Here is a 16876-nt window from a genome sequence, read left to right on the forward strand (position 1 = left end):
TTACTTAACAGCGTCTTTCAGTGCTTTACCAGAAACAAATGCCGGCACGTTAGCTGCGGCGATTTTGATTTCTTTACCGGTCTGCGGGTTGCGGCCAGTACGCTCAGCGCGGTGGTTCACTTTGAAGGTACCGAAACCAACCAGTTGTACAGCATCGCCTTCTTTCAGAGACTCAGTAATAGCAGCCAGGGTAGATTCCAGAGCAGCTTTAGCCTGCACTTTAGACAGATCAGCCTTGTCCGCAATTACATCAATCAGTTGAGTCTTGTTCATAAGTTATCCTTTCAATGTGTTTATCGCTTGCTAAGCATCGAGTGCGACGAAAATGCCAAAAAAGCACTCTCCTGCATACACGCACCGATAGCCACTTTTTTTCGCCCCCCAAATGTAGACCAGACAAGGGGCGAAAGGGAAGAGTCGAGGAGCGACAAAACGGGCGTTATCTCAAGTTTTCTTGTCTCATTGGTTAAAAATTATACCAATATTGCTCTCAGCAGCCTCTCGCAAGTCCGCGCGCAGCCCTTTTATCAGCTCGATATCGCGTTCTTCACACTCTGCCAGCAGGCGGAAAATTTCCCACTGAATGTCCCATTCCTGCTCAACCGCCGGGTTCGCACGCAGCTCTTCGTCGGTCATCTCGCGACCTTCCTGGGTCATTTCCAGCATCGCGACGGTCGTAATAGATGCCTTACTGACTTCAATAGCGTGCTCCAGCGTTTCACCGCTCAGACGGGAGTGAAGCAGCTCGCTTAACGCCACGCAGGCATCAATAGCCGGGTAAACACCGTACAGGTCAAAATCATCCGCAGCCGGAATCGCCTCTTCCAGCTTTTCCAGCTGGGAGTCGAAGTTCACCTTCGCGTCTTTCACCGTCAGCGTTTCCCAGATCAGATCCAGAATGCGGCGGTAGATATGGCCATCACCAAAGCCCGTCTCCTTACAGAACGCGGCATAGTTGGGATACATGCGCTCGCACAGGCAAGCCATAAACGTCACGTGCTGCCAGCTTTCAACTTTCTCAAGGCGCAGGTGAATCGGGTTTTGTAGCATGATGATCTCTCGAATCGAAAATTAGGCGCAGTTTACCTGAATCACCGCTGAATTTCCTGCCAACGAACAAAAGCCGGACGCGAAGACGCCACGGCGTCTGCCCAGCGCGTCGGCTCCGGCAAGCGGTAGCCCTTCATGCAGCGCTGCACCCACGCCAGGGCGCTGTCCATGCTCACCCGGTGCCCGGTGGCGATAAAGAGCGGGTTACAGCGCGCCTTGCTGCGCCAGACCCACGCTAACTGCTCGCCTTTATGGATAAGCGGTGCCAGCGCGCCCGGCTCGGCAGAAAGAGGTTCAAACGCGCCGCACAGGCGTTTCTTGGCGACGCCAATGGTCGGCACATCCACCAGCAGCCCAAAATGGCTGGCAACGCCTAAACGGCGCGGGTGTGAAATACCGTGTCCATCGACAAACAGCAGGTCAGGTTTTTGCGAGAGTTGCTCCCACGCTGCCAGCAGCGCGGGATATTCGCGGAAGGAGAGAAAGCCCGGAATGTACGGCATGGTGGTCGCGATACGCGCGACCTTGTACTCCACCAGCTCAAGCGACGGGTATTTCAGTACCACCATCGCCGCTCGCGTCACTTCCCCGCCCTGCTCGAATCCGACGTCTGCTCCGCCAATGTACTGCGGAGGATCCTTATCCAGACGATCCTCGCGGATCACCGATGAGGCCAGTTCGATTTGCTGAGCGCGTAGCGACGCGAGATCCATAACCACTCCTTACTTGTGATACTGGGCAGAAAGCCGATGCACCGCCTCCACAAATACGCCTGCGTGTTCTGGCGGCACATCCTGATGAATACCGTGGCCGAGGTTAAAGACGTGGCCTTCCCCCTGGCCGAAACCAGACAGTATAGTCGACACTTCTTCTTCAATGCGGGCTGGCGGCGCATAGAGCATGGACGGATCCATATTGCCCTGCAGCGCCACTTTGTCGCCCACGCGACGACGCGCATCAGCAATATCGGTGGTCCAGTCGAGGCCCAGCGCGTCGCAGCCGGTTGCCGCCATAGCTTCCAGCCACTGACCGCCACCTTTGGTGAACAGCGTCACGGGCACGCGGCGACCTTCGTTTTCACGCAGCAGGCCATCAACGATTTTGTGCATGTAGTACAGGGAGAACTGCTGATAATCGCGCCCGGTCAGCACGCCGCCCCAGGTATCGAAAATCATCACCGACTGCGCACCGGCTTTAATCTGCGCGTTCAGATAGAGGGTGACGCTCTTCGCCAGCTTGTCGAGCAGCGCATGCAGGGCCAGCGGCTCGGCGTACATCATCTTTTTAATCATGGTGAAGGCTTTGCTGCTGCCCCCTTCCACCATATAGGTCGCCAGCGTCCACGGGCTGCCGGAGAAGCCAATCAGCGGCACTTCACCTTTCAGCTCGCGGCGAATGGTGCGTACGGCGTTCATCACGTAGCCCAGCTCGCCTTCCGGATCGGGGATCGGCAGCTTATCCACGTCGGCTTTGCTTTTGATTGGGGAGCTGAAACGCGGACCTTCACCGGTTTCGAAGTACAGGCCAAGGCCCATTGCATCCGGAATGGTCAGAATATCCGAGAAGAGGATCGCAGCATCCAGCGGGAAGCGGCGCAGCGGCTGGAGCGTCACCTCACAGGCCAGCTCGGCGTTTTTGCACAGCGACATAAAATCGCCCGCCTGCGCGCGCGTGGCTTTGTACTCTGGCAGATAGCGTCCCGCCTGGCGCATCATCCACACCGGGGTGACATCAACGGGCTGGCGCAGCAGCGCACGCAGATAACGATCGTTCTTCAGTTCGGTCATTTTTGCAGTTCCTTAAGCGTCATGGCCTCAGTGTAACACTACTCATACTCGGCCCGACACATCGCCACGGTATCTTCTATCAGCCGACGCGCCACGGTGCCCGGCGGAGGTAACAGCGGTAAATCGTCGTAGCGATACCAGTTCGCTTCAAGCAGCTCTTTCTGGTCGATAACGATCTCGCCGCTGTCGTATTCGGCCATAAATGCCGTCATCAGCGACTGCGGGAACGGCCACGGCTGGGAGGTGACGTAGCGCAGGTTCTTCACTTTGATCCCGCTCTCCTCCATTACCTCGCGCGCTACCGCCTGCTCCAGCGTTTCGCCCACTTCGACGAAGCCGGCCAGCACGGTGTGAACGCCGTTGCGATGGCGGGTATGCTGCGCCAGCAGGATGGAATCCTCCCGGCGGATGGCGACAATGATGCACGGCGCAATCTGCGGATAATAACGTTCGCGACAGTGGTTACAGAGCAACGCCCACTCGGTTTTGCTCGGGCGCATGGTATGTCCGCAGTAGCCGCAGTATTTATGCGAGCGGTAAAACTCTGCCAGCTGCACGCCGCGCCCCGCCAGCTGGAACAGCCCGACATCCAGATCCAGCACCTGGCGAACGGATCCCATATCCTGGCGGCGAGCCTGTTGGATCAACCACACAGGATCGCCTTGCCACTCGCCGATCTTCAGCGCGTGCTGGCCTACAAGATCGAACATTTCCGCTGCACCGTAGGGCAACTCTCCGGCAGGCAGCCATAATTTTTGTTCGTGACTGACGATCCACCAACCAAGATCTGATTTTTCAATAATACGATCCATATCTATTGCACTACCTTCGCTTCACTGACATGTTGTTAGCATTGTGGTTACATTCTGGATAAGCAGATTCAATCCTACATTTTGCGGAGTCGACCATGTTAAACCAGCTGGAAAGCCTGACTGAGCGCGTTAGAGGAAGTAACAAACTGGTGGATCGCTGGCTACATGTGCGCAAGCATCTACTCGTGGCTTATTACAATCTGGTCGGTATTAAGCCTGGCAAAGAATCGTTTATGCGACTGAATGAAAAAGCGCTGGATGATTTTTGTCAGGGCCTGGTCGACTATCTATCCGACGGCCATTTCAATATTTATGAACGCATTATCCGCGAAATGGAAGGGACAACACCGTATTTAGCGGCCAGCAAGCTCTATCCGCTGCTGGAAGCCAACACCCAGCAGATCATGGATTACTATGATTCCGCGCTCGAGAACGCCATCGATCACGATAACTATCTTGAGTTCCAGCGGGCGCTATCCGATCTCGGTGAAGCGCTGGAAGAGCGATTCACGCTTGAAGATAAGCTGATCGCTCTCGTGCTGGACAATGATTTGAACATCAGTAACGAAGAGAACGTCGCGCGCCCTGCTTGAGTTCTTCATCGTTAACGAGTAATTTACAACCATTCGCCCCTCTCACGAGGGGGATTTTTCTTGTCGGAGTGCCCAGCGCCTGAAAGCGCGGGCTGAGACCGTTAATTCGGGATCCGCGGAACCTGATCAGGCTAATACCTGCGAAGGGAACAAGAGTCAAACAGCTGTTGTATCGCCTAAGGGCGATCCTCTCTTGCTTCATCCGTCGTCTGACAAGCCATGTCCTTCACTTTTGGAATGAGCTATGTCTACTGCAAAACTGACCCGCCGCGAACAGCGCGCACAGGCCCAACACTTCATCGACACGCTGGAAGGCACCGCTTTCCCGAACTCGAAACGCATCTACATTTCCGGCTCGCAGGCCGATATCCGCGTCCCAATGCGCGAAATTCAGCTCAGCCCGACGCTTATCGGCGGCAGCAAAGATAACCCCCAGTTTGAAGACAACGAAGCCGTGCCGGTATACGACACCTCCGGCCCGTACGGTGACCCTGATGTTGCCATCAACGTCCAGCAGGGTCTGGCTAAGCTGCGCCAGCCGTGGATTAATGCGCGCAACGACTGCGAAGAACTGAGCGTGCGCAGCTCTGCGTACACCAAAGAGCGCCTGGCCGACGACGGTCTGGACGAGCTGCGCTTTACCGGCCTGCTGACGCCAAAACGCGCCAAAGCGGGCAAATGCGTGACCCAGCTGCACTACGCGCGCCAGGGCATCGTCACGCCGGAGATGGAGTTCATCGCCATCCGCGAAAACATGGGCCGCGAGCGCATCCGTAGCGAAGTGCTGCGCTACCAGCATCCGGGCGAAGGCTTTGGCGCTCGCCTGCCGGAGAACATCACGCCGGAGTTTGTGCGCGACGAAGTGGCCGCAGGCCGCGCGATTATCCCCGCCAACATCAACCACCCGGAATCCGAGCCGATGATTATTGGCCGCAACTTCCTGGTGAAGGTCAACGCGAACATCGGTAACTCGGCCGTGACCTCCTCCATCGAAGAAGAGGTGGAAAAGCTGGTCTGGTCCACGCGCTGGGGGGCGGACACGGTAATGGATCTCTCCACTGGCCGCTATATTCACGAAACCCGCGAATGGATCCTGCGTAACAGCCCGGTACCGATTGGCACCGTCCCGATTTATCAGGCGCTGGAGAAGGTCAACGGTATTGCCGAAGACCTCACCTGGGAAGCGTTCCGCGACACGCTGCTGGAGCAGGCTGAACAGGGCGTGGACTACTTCACTATTCACGCGGGCGTGCTGCTGCGCTACGTGCCGATGACGGCGAAGCGCCTGACCGGCATCGTCTCGCGCGGCGGCTCCATCATGGCGAAGTGGTGCCTCTCCCACCATCAGGAAAACTTCCTCTACGAACACTTCCGCGAAATTTGCGAAATCTGCGCCGCGTACGATGTCTCTCTGTCGCTGGGCGACGGCCTGCGTCCTGGCTCTATTCGCGACGCGAATGACGAAGCGCAGTTTGCCGAGCTGCACACGCTGGGCGAACTGACCAAAATCGCCTGGGAGTACGACGTGCAGGTGATGATTGAAGGCCCAGGCCACGTGCCGATGCAGATGATCCGCCGCAACATGACCGAGGAGCTGGAGCACTGCCACGAAGCGCCGTTCTACACCCTCGGGCCGTTGACCACCGATATTGCGCCGGGCTATGACCACTTCACGTCAGGCATTGGGGCGGCGATGATCGGCTGGTTCGGCTGCGCCATGCTCTGCTACGTGACGCCGAAAGAACACCTCGGCCTGCCAAACAAAGAGGACGTGAAGCAGGGGCTGATCACCTACAAAATTGCCGCCCACGCGGCGGATCTGGCCAAAGGCCACCCGGGCGCACAAATTCGCGATAACGCCATGTCGAAGGCGCGCTTCGAATTCCGCTGGGAAGACCAGTTCAACCTGGCGCTGGACCCGTTCACCGCCCGCGCCTATCACGACGAAACCCTCCCGCAGGAATCAGGCAAAGTCGCGCACTTCTGCTCTATGTGCGGGCCGAAGTTCTGCTCGATGAAAATTAGCCAGGAGGTGCGCGACTACGCCGCCGCGCAGACCATTGAAGTGGGCATGGCGGACATGTCAGAAACCTTCCGCGCCAAAGGCGGCGAAATCTACCTCAAAAAAGAGGAGGCGTAATGTACCAGCCCGATTTCCCGCCCGTCCCCTACCGTTTAGGGCTCTATCCGGTGGTGGACAGCATGGAGTGGATAGAGCGCCTGCTGAAGGCTGGCGTTCGCACCCTCCAGCTGCGCATCAAGGATAAACGCGATGACGAGGTGGAAGCCGATGTGGTTACCGCCATTGCGCTTGGGCGTCAGTATAACGCCCGCCTGTTTATCAACGACTACTGGCGGCTGGCCGTTAAGCACCAGGCTTACGGCGTGCATCTGGGCCAGGAAGACCTGGAAACAACGGATCTGAGCGCTATCCGTGAAGCCGGGTTGCGTCTTGGCGTTTCAACACACGACGACATGGAGATCGACGTGGCCCTGGCGGCCCGTCCCTCTTACATCGCGCTGGGTCACGTCTTCCCGACGCAAACCAAGCAGATGCCCTCCGCACCGCAGGGTCTGACGCAGCTGGCGAGTCACGTGAAACGCCTTGCCGATTACCCTACCGTCGCTATTGGCGGAATCAGCCTTGAGCGCGCCCCGGCGGTGCTGGAGACCGGCGTCGGCAGTATCGCCGTCGTCAGCGCCATCACCCAGGCCGCAGACTGGCGGCTCGCCACCGAACAGCTGTTACAGCTGGCAGGAGCGGGTGATGAACGATCGTGATTTTATGCGCTACAGCCGTCAGATCCTGCTGGAAGATATCGCCATCGACGGGCAGCAAAAACTGCTCGCAAGCCGGGTGCTGATTGTTGGTCTGGGCGGGTTAGGCGCGCCCGCCGCGCTTTATCTGGCTGGTGCAGGTATCGGTACGCTGGTGCTGGCCGACGACGACGAGGTTCACCTCAGCAACCTGCAGCGACAAATCCTCTTTACCACCGAGGATATCAACCAGCCGAAAGCGCAAGTCACCCGGCAGCGCCTGAGCCAGCTCAACCCGGATATCGCGTTGATTGCCCTGCAGGATCGGCTCAGCGGTGAAAGCCTGCGCCGTGAGGTCGCCCTTGCCGACGTGGTGCTGGACTGCACGGACAACATGGCGACGCGCCAGGCGATTAACGCCGCCTGCGTGGCAAGTAATACGCCGCTTATCACCGCCAGCGCGGTGGGGTTCGGCGGACAGATGATGGTCCTGACCCCGCCATGGTCGCAGGGCTGCTATCGCTGCCTGTGGCCGGACGATGCAGAGCCAGCGCGCAACTGCCGTACGGCAGGCATTCTTGGTCCGGTGGTCGGCGTAATGGGCACGATGCAGGCGCTGGAAGCCATCAAGCTGCTTAGCGGCATGGAAACGGAACGCAATACGCTGCGGCTGTTTGATGCCCGCTCCAGCGGCTGGCGCCATCTGGCGTTACACCGCGCCAGCCGCTGCCCGGTATGCGGAGGCCGCGATGCGCATTCTGTTTAACGATGAGCCGATGAGATGCGACGACGGGCTCACCGTTGCGGTACTGCTCGACAAGCTGCGTCAGCTCAAGCCGGGAACGGCGCTGGCGCTCAATCAACAGATCCTGCCGCGCGAGCGGTGGGAACATCAGCAGGTCAATGACGGCGACCAGATCCTGCTGTTTCAGGTTATCGCTGGGGGCTGAGATGTTACATATTGCCGACAAAGTCTTTGATTCACATCTGTTTACCGGAACCGGAAAATTCGCCTCGCCGCAGCTGATGGTGGATGCCATTCGCGAAAGCGGCAGCCAGCTGGTGACGCTGGCGCTCAAGCGGGTGGATCTGCGTCATCACAGCGATGCCATTCTGGCGCCTTTACTGGCGGCTGGCGTCACGCTGCTGCCTAACACCTCCGGTGCCAAAACGGCCGAAGAGGCGATTTTTGCCGCGCAGCTGGCCCGCGAGGCGCTCGGCACCCGCTGGCTGAAGCTGGAAATTCATCCTGACGCCCGCTGGCTGCTGCCCGACCCTATCGAAACGCTGAAAGCGGCTGAAAAGCTTGTACAGCAAGGGTTTACCGTCATGCCTTACTGCGGCGCCGACCCTGTCCTGTGCAAACGGCTGGAAGAGGTCGGCTGCGCCGCCGTCATGCCGCTGGGCGCCCCTATTGGCTCAAACCAGGGGCTGGAAACCCGCGCGATGCTGGAAATCATTATTGAGCAGGCTACCGTACCGGTGGTGGTGGATGCGGGAATTGGCGTGCCCAGCCATGCCGCGCAGGCGCTGGAAATGGGCGCCGACGCGGTGCTGGTCAACACGGCCATCGCGGTTGCCGACGATCCGGTCATGATGGCGCGTGCGTTCCGCATGGCCGTAGAGGCTGGCCTGCTGGCAAGGGAGTCCGGCCCCGGCTCGCGCAGTTTCCAGGCGCAGGCCACCAGCCCGCTGACCGGTTTTCTGGAGGCGATCTCATGAGCACGTTTACCGAGCGCTGGCGGCAGCTTAGCTGGGACGACATTGCCCTGCGCATCAACAGCAAAACGGCGGCTGACGTGGAGCGCGCGCTGAATGCCCGCCATCTGACCCGCGAGGATCTGATGGCTCTGCTCTCCCCGGCGGCCAGCCCGTACCTCGAACCGATGGCCCAGCGAGCGCAGCGGCTCACCCGGCAGCGTTTTGGCAACACGGTGAGTTTCTACGTGCCGCTCTATCTCTCAAACCTGTGCGCCAATGACTGCACCTACTGCGGTTTTTCCATGAGCAACCGCATCAAGCGTAAAACGCTCGATGACGATGAGATTGCCCGCGAGTGTGCGGCCATTCGTGAAATGGGCTTTGAACACCTTCTGCTGGTCACGGGCGAACATCAGGGAAAAGTAGGAATGGACTATTTCCGCCACCACCTTCCCGCCATTCGTCGTCAGTTTGCGTCGTTGCAGATGGAAGTGCAGCCCCTGGCGCAGGAGGAGTACGCGGAGCTCAAAACCCTCGGGCTGGACGGGGTCATGGTCTACCAGGAAACCTACCACGAGGCGACGTACGCCCGGCACCACCTGAAGGGCAAGAAACAGGATTTCTTTTTCCGGCTTGAAACGCCGGACAGGCTGGGCCGCGCGGGCATCGACAAAATCGGTCTGGGCGCGCTGATCGGGCTCTCTGACAGCTGGCGGGTGGATTGCTACATGGTGGCGGAACATTTGCTGTGGCTCCAGCAGCACTACTGGCAGAGCCGTTATTCCATCTCCTTCCCGCGCCTGAGACCTTGCGCAGGCGGGATTGAACCGGCTTCGCTAATGGATGAACGCCAGCTGGTGCAGACCATCTGCGCGTTTCGCCTGCTCGCCCCGGAAGTGGAATTATCGCTCTCAACGCGTGAGTCCCCGGCGTTTCGCGATCGCGTTATCCCGCTTGCGATTAACAACGTCAGCGCGTTTTCCAAAACGCAGCCCGGCGGCTACGCCGACGATCGTCCGGAGCTGGAGCAATTTGTGCCGCATGACGGACGACGTCCGGAAGCAGTCGCCGCAGCGCTGACGGCGCAGGGTCTTCAGCCCGTCTGGAAAGACTGGGACAGCTGGCTGGGAAGAGTCTCGCAATGACGTTGAAACGCACTGCAACATCATAAAAAATTGTCGAGGCGCTACGAAAAGGCAAAACCGGATGATTGTCAGCGATCGTCCGGTTTTTTATTGTCACACGGTCAGCAACGGATGCTGACCAGGGCGAAAAGCTTCTTCCTCGTTTCGCCCTGCCTCTGGTTCATTGCACAAACGGCCCCCGGCCATTTGAATAAGTATTTTCTTAATGGTTCTTAAGATAAATCATCCCGTCAGAAACCGTGTGCCGTATAATTCACCGCTAACCGCAGGACAGCGACTATGCTGAGAGGATATCGGCAGACGAAAAGTATTCACCATCAGGAACGATGTACAGCTCATGGCACTTCACAGCAAAAAGCTCTCTTTTACCCGGCCAATCATGCTCAGCTTCGCGGGGATCATCTGCAGTTTTGTGGTGATCGCGGTCGCGGTGACGCTTTCGCAACGAAAGGATTTTCTTGAGGATTATCACAAGATTAACAGCAATTTCACGCACAACCTGGCGGTGAACTACACCGAGTCGATCCTGCGTGAAAACGACTATATCCTGGGCCGCTCCGCGATGTACTTTTCGCGTAACGACAGGCTAAACGAGACGCTCAACGTCAACCCGACGCAGGGGCTGCAGATGGTGATGCATCTGCAGAACCTGATGCCGACCGTGTCCTCCATCTCGCTGGCGGACACGCAGGGGCATTATCTTCGCGCACCGGAAGTGCTCCCCACGGAGAAGAGTAAAACCTTCGATCCCCGGACGCGGCCGTGGTTTGTCGCTCAGGCCGAAGCCAGTATCTTCAGCCACTATACTCGCCCCTACATGGACTACTTCACCGGCCATCCGACGGTCACGCTCTATAAGCCATTGATTTCACCGGAAGGCAGACTGAAGGGAACGATCGCGTTTCATCTTGATTTGACGTCAATGGGCTACACCCTGCGTCAAATGGTGGCGCCCGTTCAGGGGGAATTCTTCGTCGTCGAACGCGACGGCGCCGTTGTGCTTCACCCGGATACGGGCGCGCTCTTCAAACAGTACGTGAGCGAAGCGCTGATGGACAAAATGACCAGCGGCGAAGGCCACCTTTACGACAAGAAAAGCAACGCCTGGTACTACTACTACTCGTTTACCAATCCGGACTGGTTTGTCATTTACCGGGTATCGGGTGCGACGCTCACCGATATCACCCGCCACGAAACGACGATCGTTGGCTGGGGGTTTGCGCTGGCAGCCATCATCATCATTCTCTTCGGCTTATACCTCCGCCACGCCTCGCGTAGCGTGTTGATGCACATTATCAATGCCATCAAAACCGGCGACGTCAGCGAGGCGCCGCGGCTGGAAGCGATGCTGAGCCATACTATCCAGTCCAATAAAGAGCGTGAGATGGCCTACGTGCGCCAGGCCACTCACGATGCGCTGACGGGCTGTAAAAACCGCCGCGCATTTGATAGCGATATCGCGGAGCTGCTGAATGCCCAGCAGCCTTTCGCGATGGCGCTGGTGGACATTGATAACTTCAAGTCGATTAACGACACGCTGGGCCACCTGACCGGTGATATCGTTCTGCGCAACGTGGCCCGCGAAGGGATCCAGATCATGCAGCCACATCACGTCTCGCTTTACCGGTACGGTGGAGAAGAGTTTGCGGTAATTTTCCAGGCTGAGCAGATGACGTCTGCGCTCTCATTACTGGAAGCGTGGCGTACCGCTGTTGAAAAACGCGTCTGGCGCGAAGAAAACCTGCGGGTTACGTTCAGCGGCGGTCTTGGGGAGTGGCATTTTGAACCGCTGGATCAATTTGTCGGAAGCGTTGATAACGCCCTCTACAGCGCCAAACAGCAGGGTAAAAACCGCATTAACCGAACGTCCATCAGCTAATCCTCCCTCTTTCACCCCTGCCCGTTTCGACGGGCCGGGTACACGACAACGCAAAATTGTAACCGGTTTCAGAAAATCGCCGGTTTCTTTGTGATGCCTGACACACAATCGCGGTAAACCGGTTGTTGAAGCGGTCTGCACGGGATAATTATCAATAAACACATGTAGATCGAGGCTGATTATGAAGAACATCGTTTTATGCTGTGCAGCGGGAATGTCAACCAGCATGCTGGTTCAACGTATGAAAGACGCCGCGCAGAAAAAAGGGGGTGAAGTCACCATTAAAGCCGTTCCGGTTGCGGAGTTTAAAGACAACATCGCGACGGCCGACATCGTATTGCTGGGGCCACAGGTTAAATACGAGCAAGCTAAACTTCAGGCGCAGGCCGAGCCGCTGGGTAAAAAGGTCGCGGTGATCGACATGATGGATTACGGCATGATGAAAGGTGATGCCGTACTGGAAAAAGCGCTCAAACTTCTGGAGTCATAATGGAAGACTTAGAAACCACGATTATGGAACTGCTGGTCAATGCAGGCGCGGCGCGCAGTGCGGCCCTGACGGCGCTACAGATGGCGCGTAAAGGTGAGTTTGACGAAGCAGAAAAAGCGATGGAAGAGTCGCTCGAATATGTGAAGCATGCGCACACGATCCAGACGCAGCTTATCGGTCTTGACGAAGGAACCGGGAAGCTTCCGGTTAACCTGATCACCGTCCACTCTCAGGATCACCTGATGAACGCGATGGTCATTCAGGATCTGGCGGGCGATATGATTGAGCTTTATCGTCGGATCCCATTGGTAAACTGATAACACACAGATGTAAAAAAACCCGCCGAGGCGGGTTTTTTATTGTCGGGTGGCGCTGCGCTTACCCGACCTACGAGGCACATGCCCGGTAATGTTCACCACCGGGCATCAACGATTACTCGTTGTCGGAACCGCCCAGACCTGCGTTCAGCAGTTCTGCCAGGCTCGCGGATGCATCTTCAGCAGTCACCTGCGGTGCAGCTGGCAGTTCGCCCGCAGCACGACGACGCATACGATCCTGATGGTACGCATAACCGGTACCAGCCGGGATCAGACGACCCACGATAACGTTCTCTTTCAGACCGCGCAGTTCATCACGCTTACCAGCAACAGCGGCTTCGGTCAGGACACGAGTCGTTTCCTGGAACGATGCAGCAGAGATGAAGGACTCGGTTGCCAGAGACGCTTTGGTGATACCCAGCAGATCGCGCGCGAAGGTCGCACCGATTTTGCCGTTCGCTTCCAGATCGCGGTTAGCAATCTTGACGCGTGAGTATTCAACCTGCTCGCCTTCCAGGAACTCGGAGCTGCCTGCGTTTTCGATGGTTGCTTTACGCAGCATCTGACGAACGATAACTTCGATGTGCTTATCGTTAATCTTAACGCCTTGCAGACGGTAAACGTCCTGCACTTCGTTGGTGATGTAACGCGTTACCGCGTGTACGCCACGAAGACGCAGAATATCGTGCGGCGCTTCTGGACCATCGGAAACCACGTCACCACGTTCTACACGTTCACCTTCGAACACGTTGAGCTGACGCCACTTAGGAATCATCTCTTCGTACGGTTCGCTACCATCTACTGGGGTGATAACCAGACGGCGCTTACCTTTGGTTTCTTTACCGAAGGAAATGATACCGCTGATTTCAGCCAGGATAGCAGGTTCTTTCGGACGACGTGCTTCGAACAGGTCCGCAACGCGTGGCAGACCACCGGTGATATCTTTAGTACCACTGGATTCCTGTGGAATACGCGCCAGCGCATCACCCGCACCGATCTGAATGCCATCTTCCAGCTGAACGATCGCTTTACCCGGCAGGAAGTACTGCGCAGGCATGTCGGTACCAGGGATCAGAACGTCGTTACCCTGAGCATCAACGATTTTCAGTGCAGGACGCAGATCTTTACCACCGGCAGTACGTTCAGCAGAATCCAGAACCACCAGAGAAGACAGACCGGTCAGCTCGTCGGTCTGACGAGTAATGGTCTGGCCGTCGATCATGTCAGTGAAGCGGATGAAACCACTTACTTCGGTGATAACCGGCATGGTGTGTGGATCCCAGTTTGCAACGGTTTCACCGCCGGCAACCTGCTCGCCATCACCTTTCGCCATAACCGCACCGTAAGGCACTTTATAGCTCTCTTTGGTACGACCGAATTCGTCGATCAGCTTCAGCTCGGTGTTACGAGAGGTCACAACCAGCTTGCCTGCGGAGTTAACAACAGACTTCGCGTTGCTGAGCTTGATGCTACCTTTGTTTTTCACCTGGATGCTGGATTCAGCAGCCGCACGAGATGCCGCACCACCGATGTGGAACGTACGCATCGTCAGCTGTGTACCCGGCTCACCGATGGACTGTGCCGCGATAACGCCGATTGCTTCACCTTTGTTGATGATGTGGCCACGCGCCAGGTCACGACCATAGCAGTGCGCACATACACCAAAGTCGGTGTCACAAGATACAACGGAACGTACTTTCACGGAGTCAACAGAGTTCGCTTCCAGCAGGTCACACCAGTGCTCGTGCAGCAGCGTGTTGCGTGGAACCAGAATGTCTGCAGTGCCCGGCTTCAGAATGTCTTCCGCAGTCACACGACCCAGAACGCGATCGCGCAGTGGCTCTTTAACATCACCACCCTCGATAACCGGGGTCATGGTGATACCTTCGAGGGTGCCACAATCGTCTTCGGTCACAACCAGATCCTGCGCAACGTCAACCAGACGACGCGTCAGATAACCGGAGTTCGCTGTTTTCAGTGCGGTATCCGCCAGACCTTTACGAGCACCGTGCGTGGAGATGAAGTACTGGAGTACGTTCAGACCTTCACGGAAGTTCGCGGTGATTGGCGTTTCGATGATGGAGCCATCTGGCTTCGCCATCAGACCACGCATACCTGCCAGCTGACGAATCTGTGCTGCGGAACCACGCGCACCGGAGTCGGCCATCATGTAGATGCTGTTGAAGGAAACCTGCTGCTCTTCTACGCCGTCACGGTTGATCACGGTTTCGGTCTGCAGGTTATCCATCATCGCTTTGGATACACGATCGTTCGCCGCTGCCCAGATATCGATAACTTTGTTATAGCGTTCGCCCGCGGTAACCAGACCAGACTGGAACTGCTCCTGGATCTCAGCAACTTCGGCTTCCGCTTCAGAGATGATCTCGTGTTTCTTCTCTGGGATGACCATGTCATCGATACCAACAGATGCACCTGAACGCGCTGCATAAGCAAAGCCGGTATACATTGTCTGGTCAGCGAAGATAACGGTCGGCTTCAGACCCAGAATGCGGTAACAGGTGTTCAGCATTTTGGAGATCGCTTTCTTGCCCAGCGCCTGGTTGACGATGGAGAAAGGCAGACCTTTCGGTACGATCATCCACAGAATAGCACGGCCAACGGTCGTGTCTTTCAGGCTGGTTTTCGCAACGAATTCGCCGTTTTCATCTTTTTCGTATTCGGTGATACGCACTTTAACGCGCGCATGCAGAGAGGCCAGGCCAGCGCGATAAATACGCTCAGCTTCTTTCGGGCCAGTCAGCACCATGCCTTCGCCTTTGGCGTTAACACAGTCACGGGTCATGTAGTACAGACCCAATACAACGTCCTGAGAAGGAACGATAATTGGTTCACCGTTCGCTGGGGACAGGATGTTGTTGGTAGACATCATCAGCGCACGCGCTTCGAGCTGGGCTTCCAGCGTCAGCGGTACGTGAACAGCCATCTGGTCACCATCGAAGTCGGCGTTATATGCCGCACAAACCAGCGGGTGCAGCTGGATAGCTTTACCTTCGATCAGCACTGGCTCAAATGCCTGGATACCCAAACGGTGCAGGGTTGGTGCACGGTTCAGCAGTACCGGGTGTTCGCGGATAACTTCGTCCAGGATGTCCCAAACGACAGCTTCTTCACGCTCAACCATTTTCTTAGCGGCTTTGATGGTGGTGGCGAGGCCACGCAGTTCCAGCTTGCCGTAGATGAACGGTTTGAACAGCTCCAGTGCCATTTTCTTCGGCAGACCGCACTGATGCAGACGCAGGTATGGACCTACGGTGATTACAGAACGACCGGAGTAGTCAACACGCTTACCGAGCAGGTTCTGACGGAAACGACCCTGTTTACCTTTGATCATGTCGGCCAAAGATTTCAGAGGACGCTTGTTAGAACCGGTGATCGCACGACCGCGACGACCGTTATCCAGCAGGGCATCAACCGCTTCCTGCAGCATACGTTTTTCGTTACGTACGATGATGTCCGGCGCAGCCAGATCCAGCAGACGTTTCAGACGGTTGTTACGGTTGATAACGCGACGATACAGATCGTTCAGATCGGACGTTGCGAAACGACCACCATCCAGCGGAACCAGTGGACGCAGATCTGGCGGCAGAACCGGCAGAACGGTCAGGATCATCCACTCTGGTTTGTTACCAGACTGAACGAACGCTTCCAGCAGTTTGATACGCTTGGTCAGCTTTTTACGTTTGGTTTCGGAGTTGGTTTCGTTCAGCTCTTCACGCAGCTGCTCGCACTCTTGCTCCAGATCCATGCTCTTCAGCAGGGCCTGAATAGCTTCCGCACCCATCTTCGCGTCGAATTCGTCACCGAACTCTTCCAGCGCGTCCAGATACTGCTCTTCAGTCAGGATCTGATGACGTTCCAGGTTCGTCATCCCGCCTTCGATAACCACATAAGATTCGAAGTACAGAACACGTTCGATATCGCGCAGCGGCATATCCAGCAGCAGACCGATACGGGACGGCAGAGATTTCAGGAACCAGATGTGAGCGGTCGGAGACGCCAGCTCGATGTGGCCCATGCGCTCACGACGCACTTTGGTCTGGGTCACTTCAACGCCGCACTTCTCACAGATCACACCACGGTGTTTCAGGCGCTTGTACTTACCGCACAGGCACTCGTAATCTTTTACTGGCCCGAAAATACGCGCACAGAAAAGGCCGTCACGCTCAGGTTTGAACGTACGGTAGTTGATGGTTTCCGGCTTTTTGACTTCACCGAAAGACCATGAACGGATCATGTCTGGCGAAGCCAGAGCAATTTTGATCGCATCAAACTCTTCGGTTTTAGTCTGCGCTTTCAGAAACTTTAATAAATCTTTCACGGATTT

Annotated in this window: 16 protein-coding genes and 1 riboswitch; of the genes, 10 read left to right on the forward strand and 6 right to left on the reverse strand. The window is 56.7% G+C overall.

Annotated features, from left to right (window positions below; translation table 11 throughout):
• From hupA to nudC, 5 genes are all read right to left on the reverse strand, one after another.
• Entirely contained in the window at nt 1-273 is a 273-nt protein-coding gene (gene hupA / locus V4835_RS22365) for a nucleoid-associated protein HU-alpha (protein WP_002445246.1), read from the reverse strand.
• A 186-nt stretch (nt 274-459) separates the two neighbouring features.
• Nucleotides 460-1050 (reverse strand): YjaG family protein, encoded by a 591-nt coding sequence (locus V4835_RS22370; protein ID WP_029742042.1) that lies wholly within the window; start codon nt 1048-1050, stop codon nt 460-462.
• Nucleotides 1051-1091: 41 nt separating this feature from the next.
• Complete coding sequence (gene nfi / locus V4835_RS22375; protein WP_023309979.1) at nt 1092-1763, reverse strand: deoxyribonuclease V; 672 nt, start codon at nt 1761-1763, stop codon at nt 1092-1094.
• A 9-nt stretch (nt 1764-1772) separates the two neighbouring features.
• Nucleotides 1773-2837 carry a uroporphyrinogen decarboxylase gene (hemE, locus tag V4835_RS22380; RefSeq protein WP_331413779.1) on the reverse strand — a complete coding sequence of 355 codons (1065 nt, stop codon included), beginning with the start codon at nt 2835-2837 and terminating at the stop codon, nt 1773-1775.
• A 38-nt stretch (nt 2838-2875) separates the two neighbouring features.
• Nucleotides 2876-3649 carry an NAD(+) diphosphatase gene (nudC, locus tag V4835_RS22385; RefSeq protein ID WP_063145606.1) on the reverse strand — a complete coding sequence of 258 codons (774 nt, stop codon included), beginning with the start codon at nt 3647-3649 and terminating at the stop codon, nt 2876-2878.
• Between the two features lie 95 nt (nt 3650-3744).
• On the opposite strand from nudC, the gene V4835_RS22390 reads away from it, so the two are divergent.
• The 10 genes from V4835_RS22390 (at nt 3745) to V4835_RS22435 (ending at nt 12531) form a co-directional block, all read left to right on the forward strand.
• The gene (locus V4835_RS22390) at nt 3745-4242 is read left to right on the forward strand and encodes an Rsd/AlgQ family anti-sigma factor (protein ID WP_023334107.1); all 498 of its coding nucleotides are present in this window, start codon (nt 3745-3747) and stop codon (nt 4240-4242) included.
• Nucleotides 4243-4296: 54 nt separating this feature from the next.
• Nucleotides 4297-4408, forward strand: a riboswitch (TPP riboswitch).
• Between the two features lie 78 nt (nt 4409-4486).
• Nucleotides 4487-6382: a phosphomethylpyrimidine synthase ThiC gene (gene thiC, locus V4835_RS22395; protein WP_331413782.1), complete on the forward strand. Its 1896-nt coding sequence runs from the start codon at nt 4487-4489 to the stop codon at nt 6380-6382.
• Complete coding sequence (gene thiE / locus V4835_RS22400) at nt 6382-7023, forward strand: thiamine phosphate synthase (protein ID WP_331413784.1); 642 nt, start codon at nt 6382-6384, stop codon at nt 7021-7023. Before thiC ends, thiE begins: the two co-directional genes overlap by 1 nt.
• Nucleotides 7010-7765, forward strand: a complete 756-nt coding sequence (locus tag V4835_RS22405; protein ID WP_331413786.1) for a HesA/MoeB/ThiF family protein — start codon at nt 7010-7012, stop codon at nt 7763-7765. The genes thiE and V4835_RS22405 overlap by 14 nt, the downstream gene beginning before the upstream one ends.
• Nucleotides 7749-7949, forward strand: a complete 201-nt coding sequence (thiS, locus tag V4835_RS22410) for a sulfur carrier protein ThiS (protein WP_331413788.1) — start codon at nt 7749-7751, stop codon at nt 7947-7949. Before V4835_RS22405 ends, thiS begins: the two co-directional genes overlap by 17 nt.
• 1 nt (nt 7950) lies before the next feature.
• Nucleotides 7951-8721: a thiazole synthase gene (gene thiG / locus V4835_RS22415; protein WP_331413789.1), complete on the forward strand. Its 771-nt coding sequence runs from the start codon at nt 7951-7953 to the stop codon at nt 8719-8721.
• Nucleotides 8718-9845 carry a 2-iminoacetate synthase ThiH gene (gene thiH / locus V4835_RS22420; protein ID WP_331413791.1) on the forward strand — a complete coding sequence of 376 codons (1128 nt, stop codon included), beginning with the start codon at nt 8718-8720 and terminating at the stop codon, nt 9843-9845. The genes thiG and thiH overlap by 4 nt, the downstream gene beginning before the upstream one ends.
• 337 nt (nt 9846-10182) lie before the next feature.
• Nucleotides 10183-11724 (forward strand): sensor domain-containing diguanylate cyclase, encoded by a 1542-nt coding sequence (locus V4835_RS22425; protein ID WP_063145613.1) that lies wholly within the window; start codon nt 10183-10185, stop codon nt 11722-11724.
• Between the two features lie 181 nt (nt 11725-11905).
• Complete coding sequence (locus V4835_RS22430; RefSeq protein ID WP_331413792.1) at nt 11906-12214, forward strand: PTS sugar transporter subunit IIB; 309 nt, start codon at nt 11906-11908, stop codon at nt 12212-12214.
• Entirely contained in the window at nt 12214-12531 is a 318-nt protein-coding gene (locus tag V4835_RS22435; RefSeq protein ID WP_331413793.1) for a PTS lactose/cellobiose transporter subunit IIA, read from the forward strand. The genes V4835_RS22430 and V4835_RS22435 overlap by 1 nt, the downstream gene beginning before the upstream one ends.
• Before the next feature lie 115 nt (nt 12532-12646).
• Here the strand turns inward: V4835_RS22435 and rpoC are convergent, their stop codons facing one another.
• On the reverse strand, nt 12647-16870 hold the full coding sequence (gene rpoC / locus V4835_RS22440; protein ID WP_063145614.1) for a DNA-directed RNA polymerase subunit beta': 4224 nt from the start codon (nt 16868-16870) through the stop codon (nt 12647-12649).
• Between the last annotated feature and the right edge of the window lie 6 nt (nt 16871-16876).

The sequence above is a fragment of the Enterobacter cloacae complex sp. CARB60 genome (genome assembly GCF_036487345.1).
GTDB lineage: Bacteria > Pseudomonadota > Gammaproteobacteria > Enterobacterales > Enterobacteriaceae > Enterobacter > Enterobacter asburiae_D.

Excerpts from the sequence above, each read along its gene's own strand:
- V4835_RS22390 (WP_023334107.1), top strand. The coding sequence starts at position 3,745 with ATGTTAAACCAGCTGGAAAGCCTGACTGAGCGCGTTAGAGGAAGTAAC.
- nfi (WP_023309979.1), bottom strand. The coding sequence starts at position 1,763 with ATGGATCTCGCGTCGCTACGCGCTCAGCAAATCGAACTGGCCTCATCG.
- V4835_RS22370 (WP_029742042.1), bottom strand. The coding sequence starts at position 1,050 with ATGCTACAAAACCCGATTCACCTGCGCCTTGAGAAAGTTGAAAGCTGG.
- thiE (WP_331413784.1), top strand. The coding sequence starts at position 6,382 with ATGTACCAGCCCGATTTCCCGCCCGTCCCCTACCGTTTAGGGCTCTAT.
- thiG (WP_331413789.1), top strand. The coding sequence starts at position 7,951 with ATGTTACATATTGCCGACAAAGTCTTTGATTCACATCTGTTTACCGGA.
- thiS (WP_331413788.1), top strand. The coding sequence starts at position 7,749 with ATGCGCATTCTGTTTAACGATGAGCCGATGAGATGCGACGACGGGCTC.
- V4835_RS22405 (WP_331413786.1), top strand. The coding sequence starts at position 7,010 with ATGAACGATCGTGATTTTATGCGCTACAGCCGTCAGATCCTGCTGGAA.
- thiH (WP_331413791.1), top strand. The coding sequence starts at position 8,718 with ATGAGCACGTTTACCGAGCGCTGGCGGCAGCTTAGCTGGGACGACATT.
- thiC (WP_331413782.1), top strand. The coding sequence starts at position 4,487 with ATGTCTACTGCAAAACTGACCCGCCGCGAACAGCGCGCACAGGCCCAA.
- nudC (WP_063145606.1), bottom strand. The coding sequence starts at position 3,649 with ATGGATCGTATTATTGAAAAATCAGATCTTGGTTGGTGGATCGTCAGT.
- hupA (WP_002445246.1), bottom strand. The coding sequence starts at position 273 with ATGAACAAGACTCAACTGATTGATGTAATTGCGGACAAGGCTGATCTG.
- V4835_RS22430 (WP_331413792.1), top strand. The coding sequence starts at position 11,906 with ATGAAGAACATCGTTTTATGCTGTGCAGCGGGAATGTCAACCAGCATG.
- V4835_RS22425 (WP_063145613.1), top strand. The coding sequence starts at position 10,183 with ATGGCACTTCACAGCAAAAAGCTCTCTTTTACCCGGCCAATCATGCTC.
- V4835_RS22435 (WP_331413793.1), top strand. The coding sequence starts at position 12,214 with ATGGAAGACTTAGAAACCACGATTATGGAACTGCTGGTCAATGCAGGC.
- hemE (WP_331413779.1), bottom strand. The coding sequence starts at position 2,837 with ATGACCGAACTGAAGAACGATCGTTATCTGCGTGCGCTGCTGCGCCAG.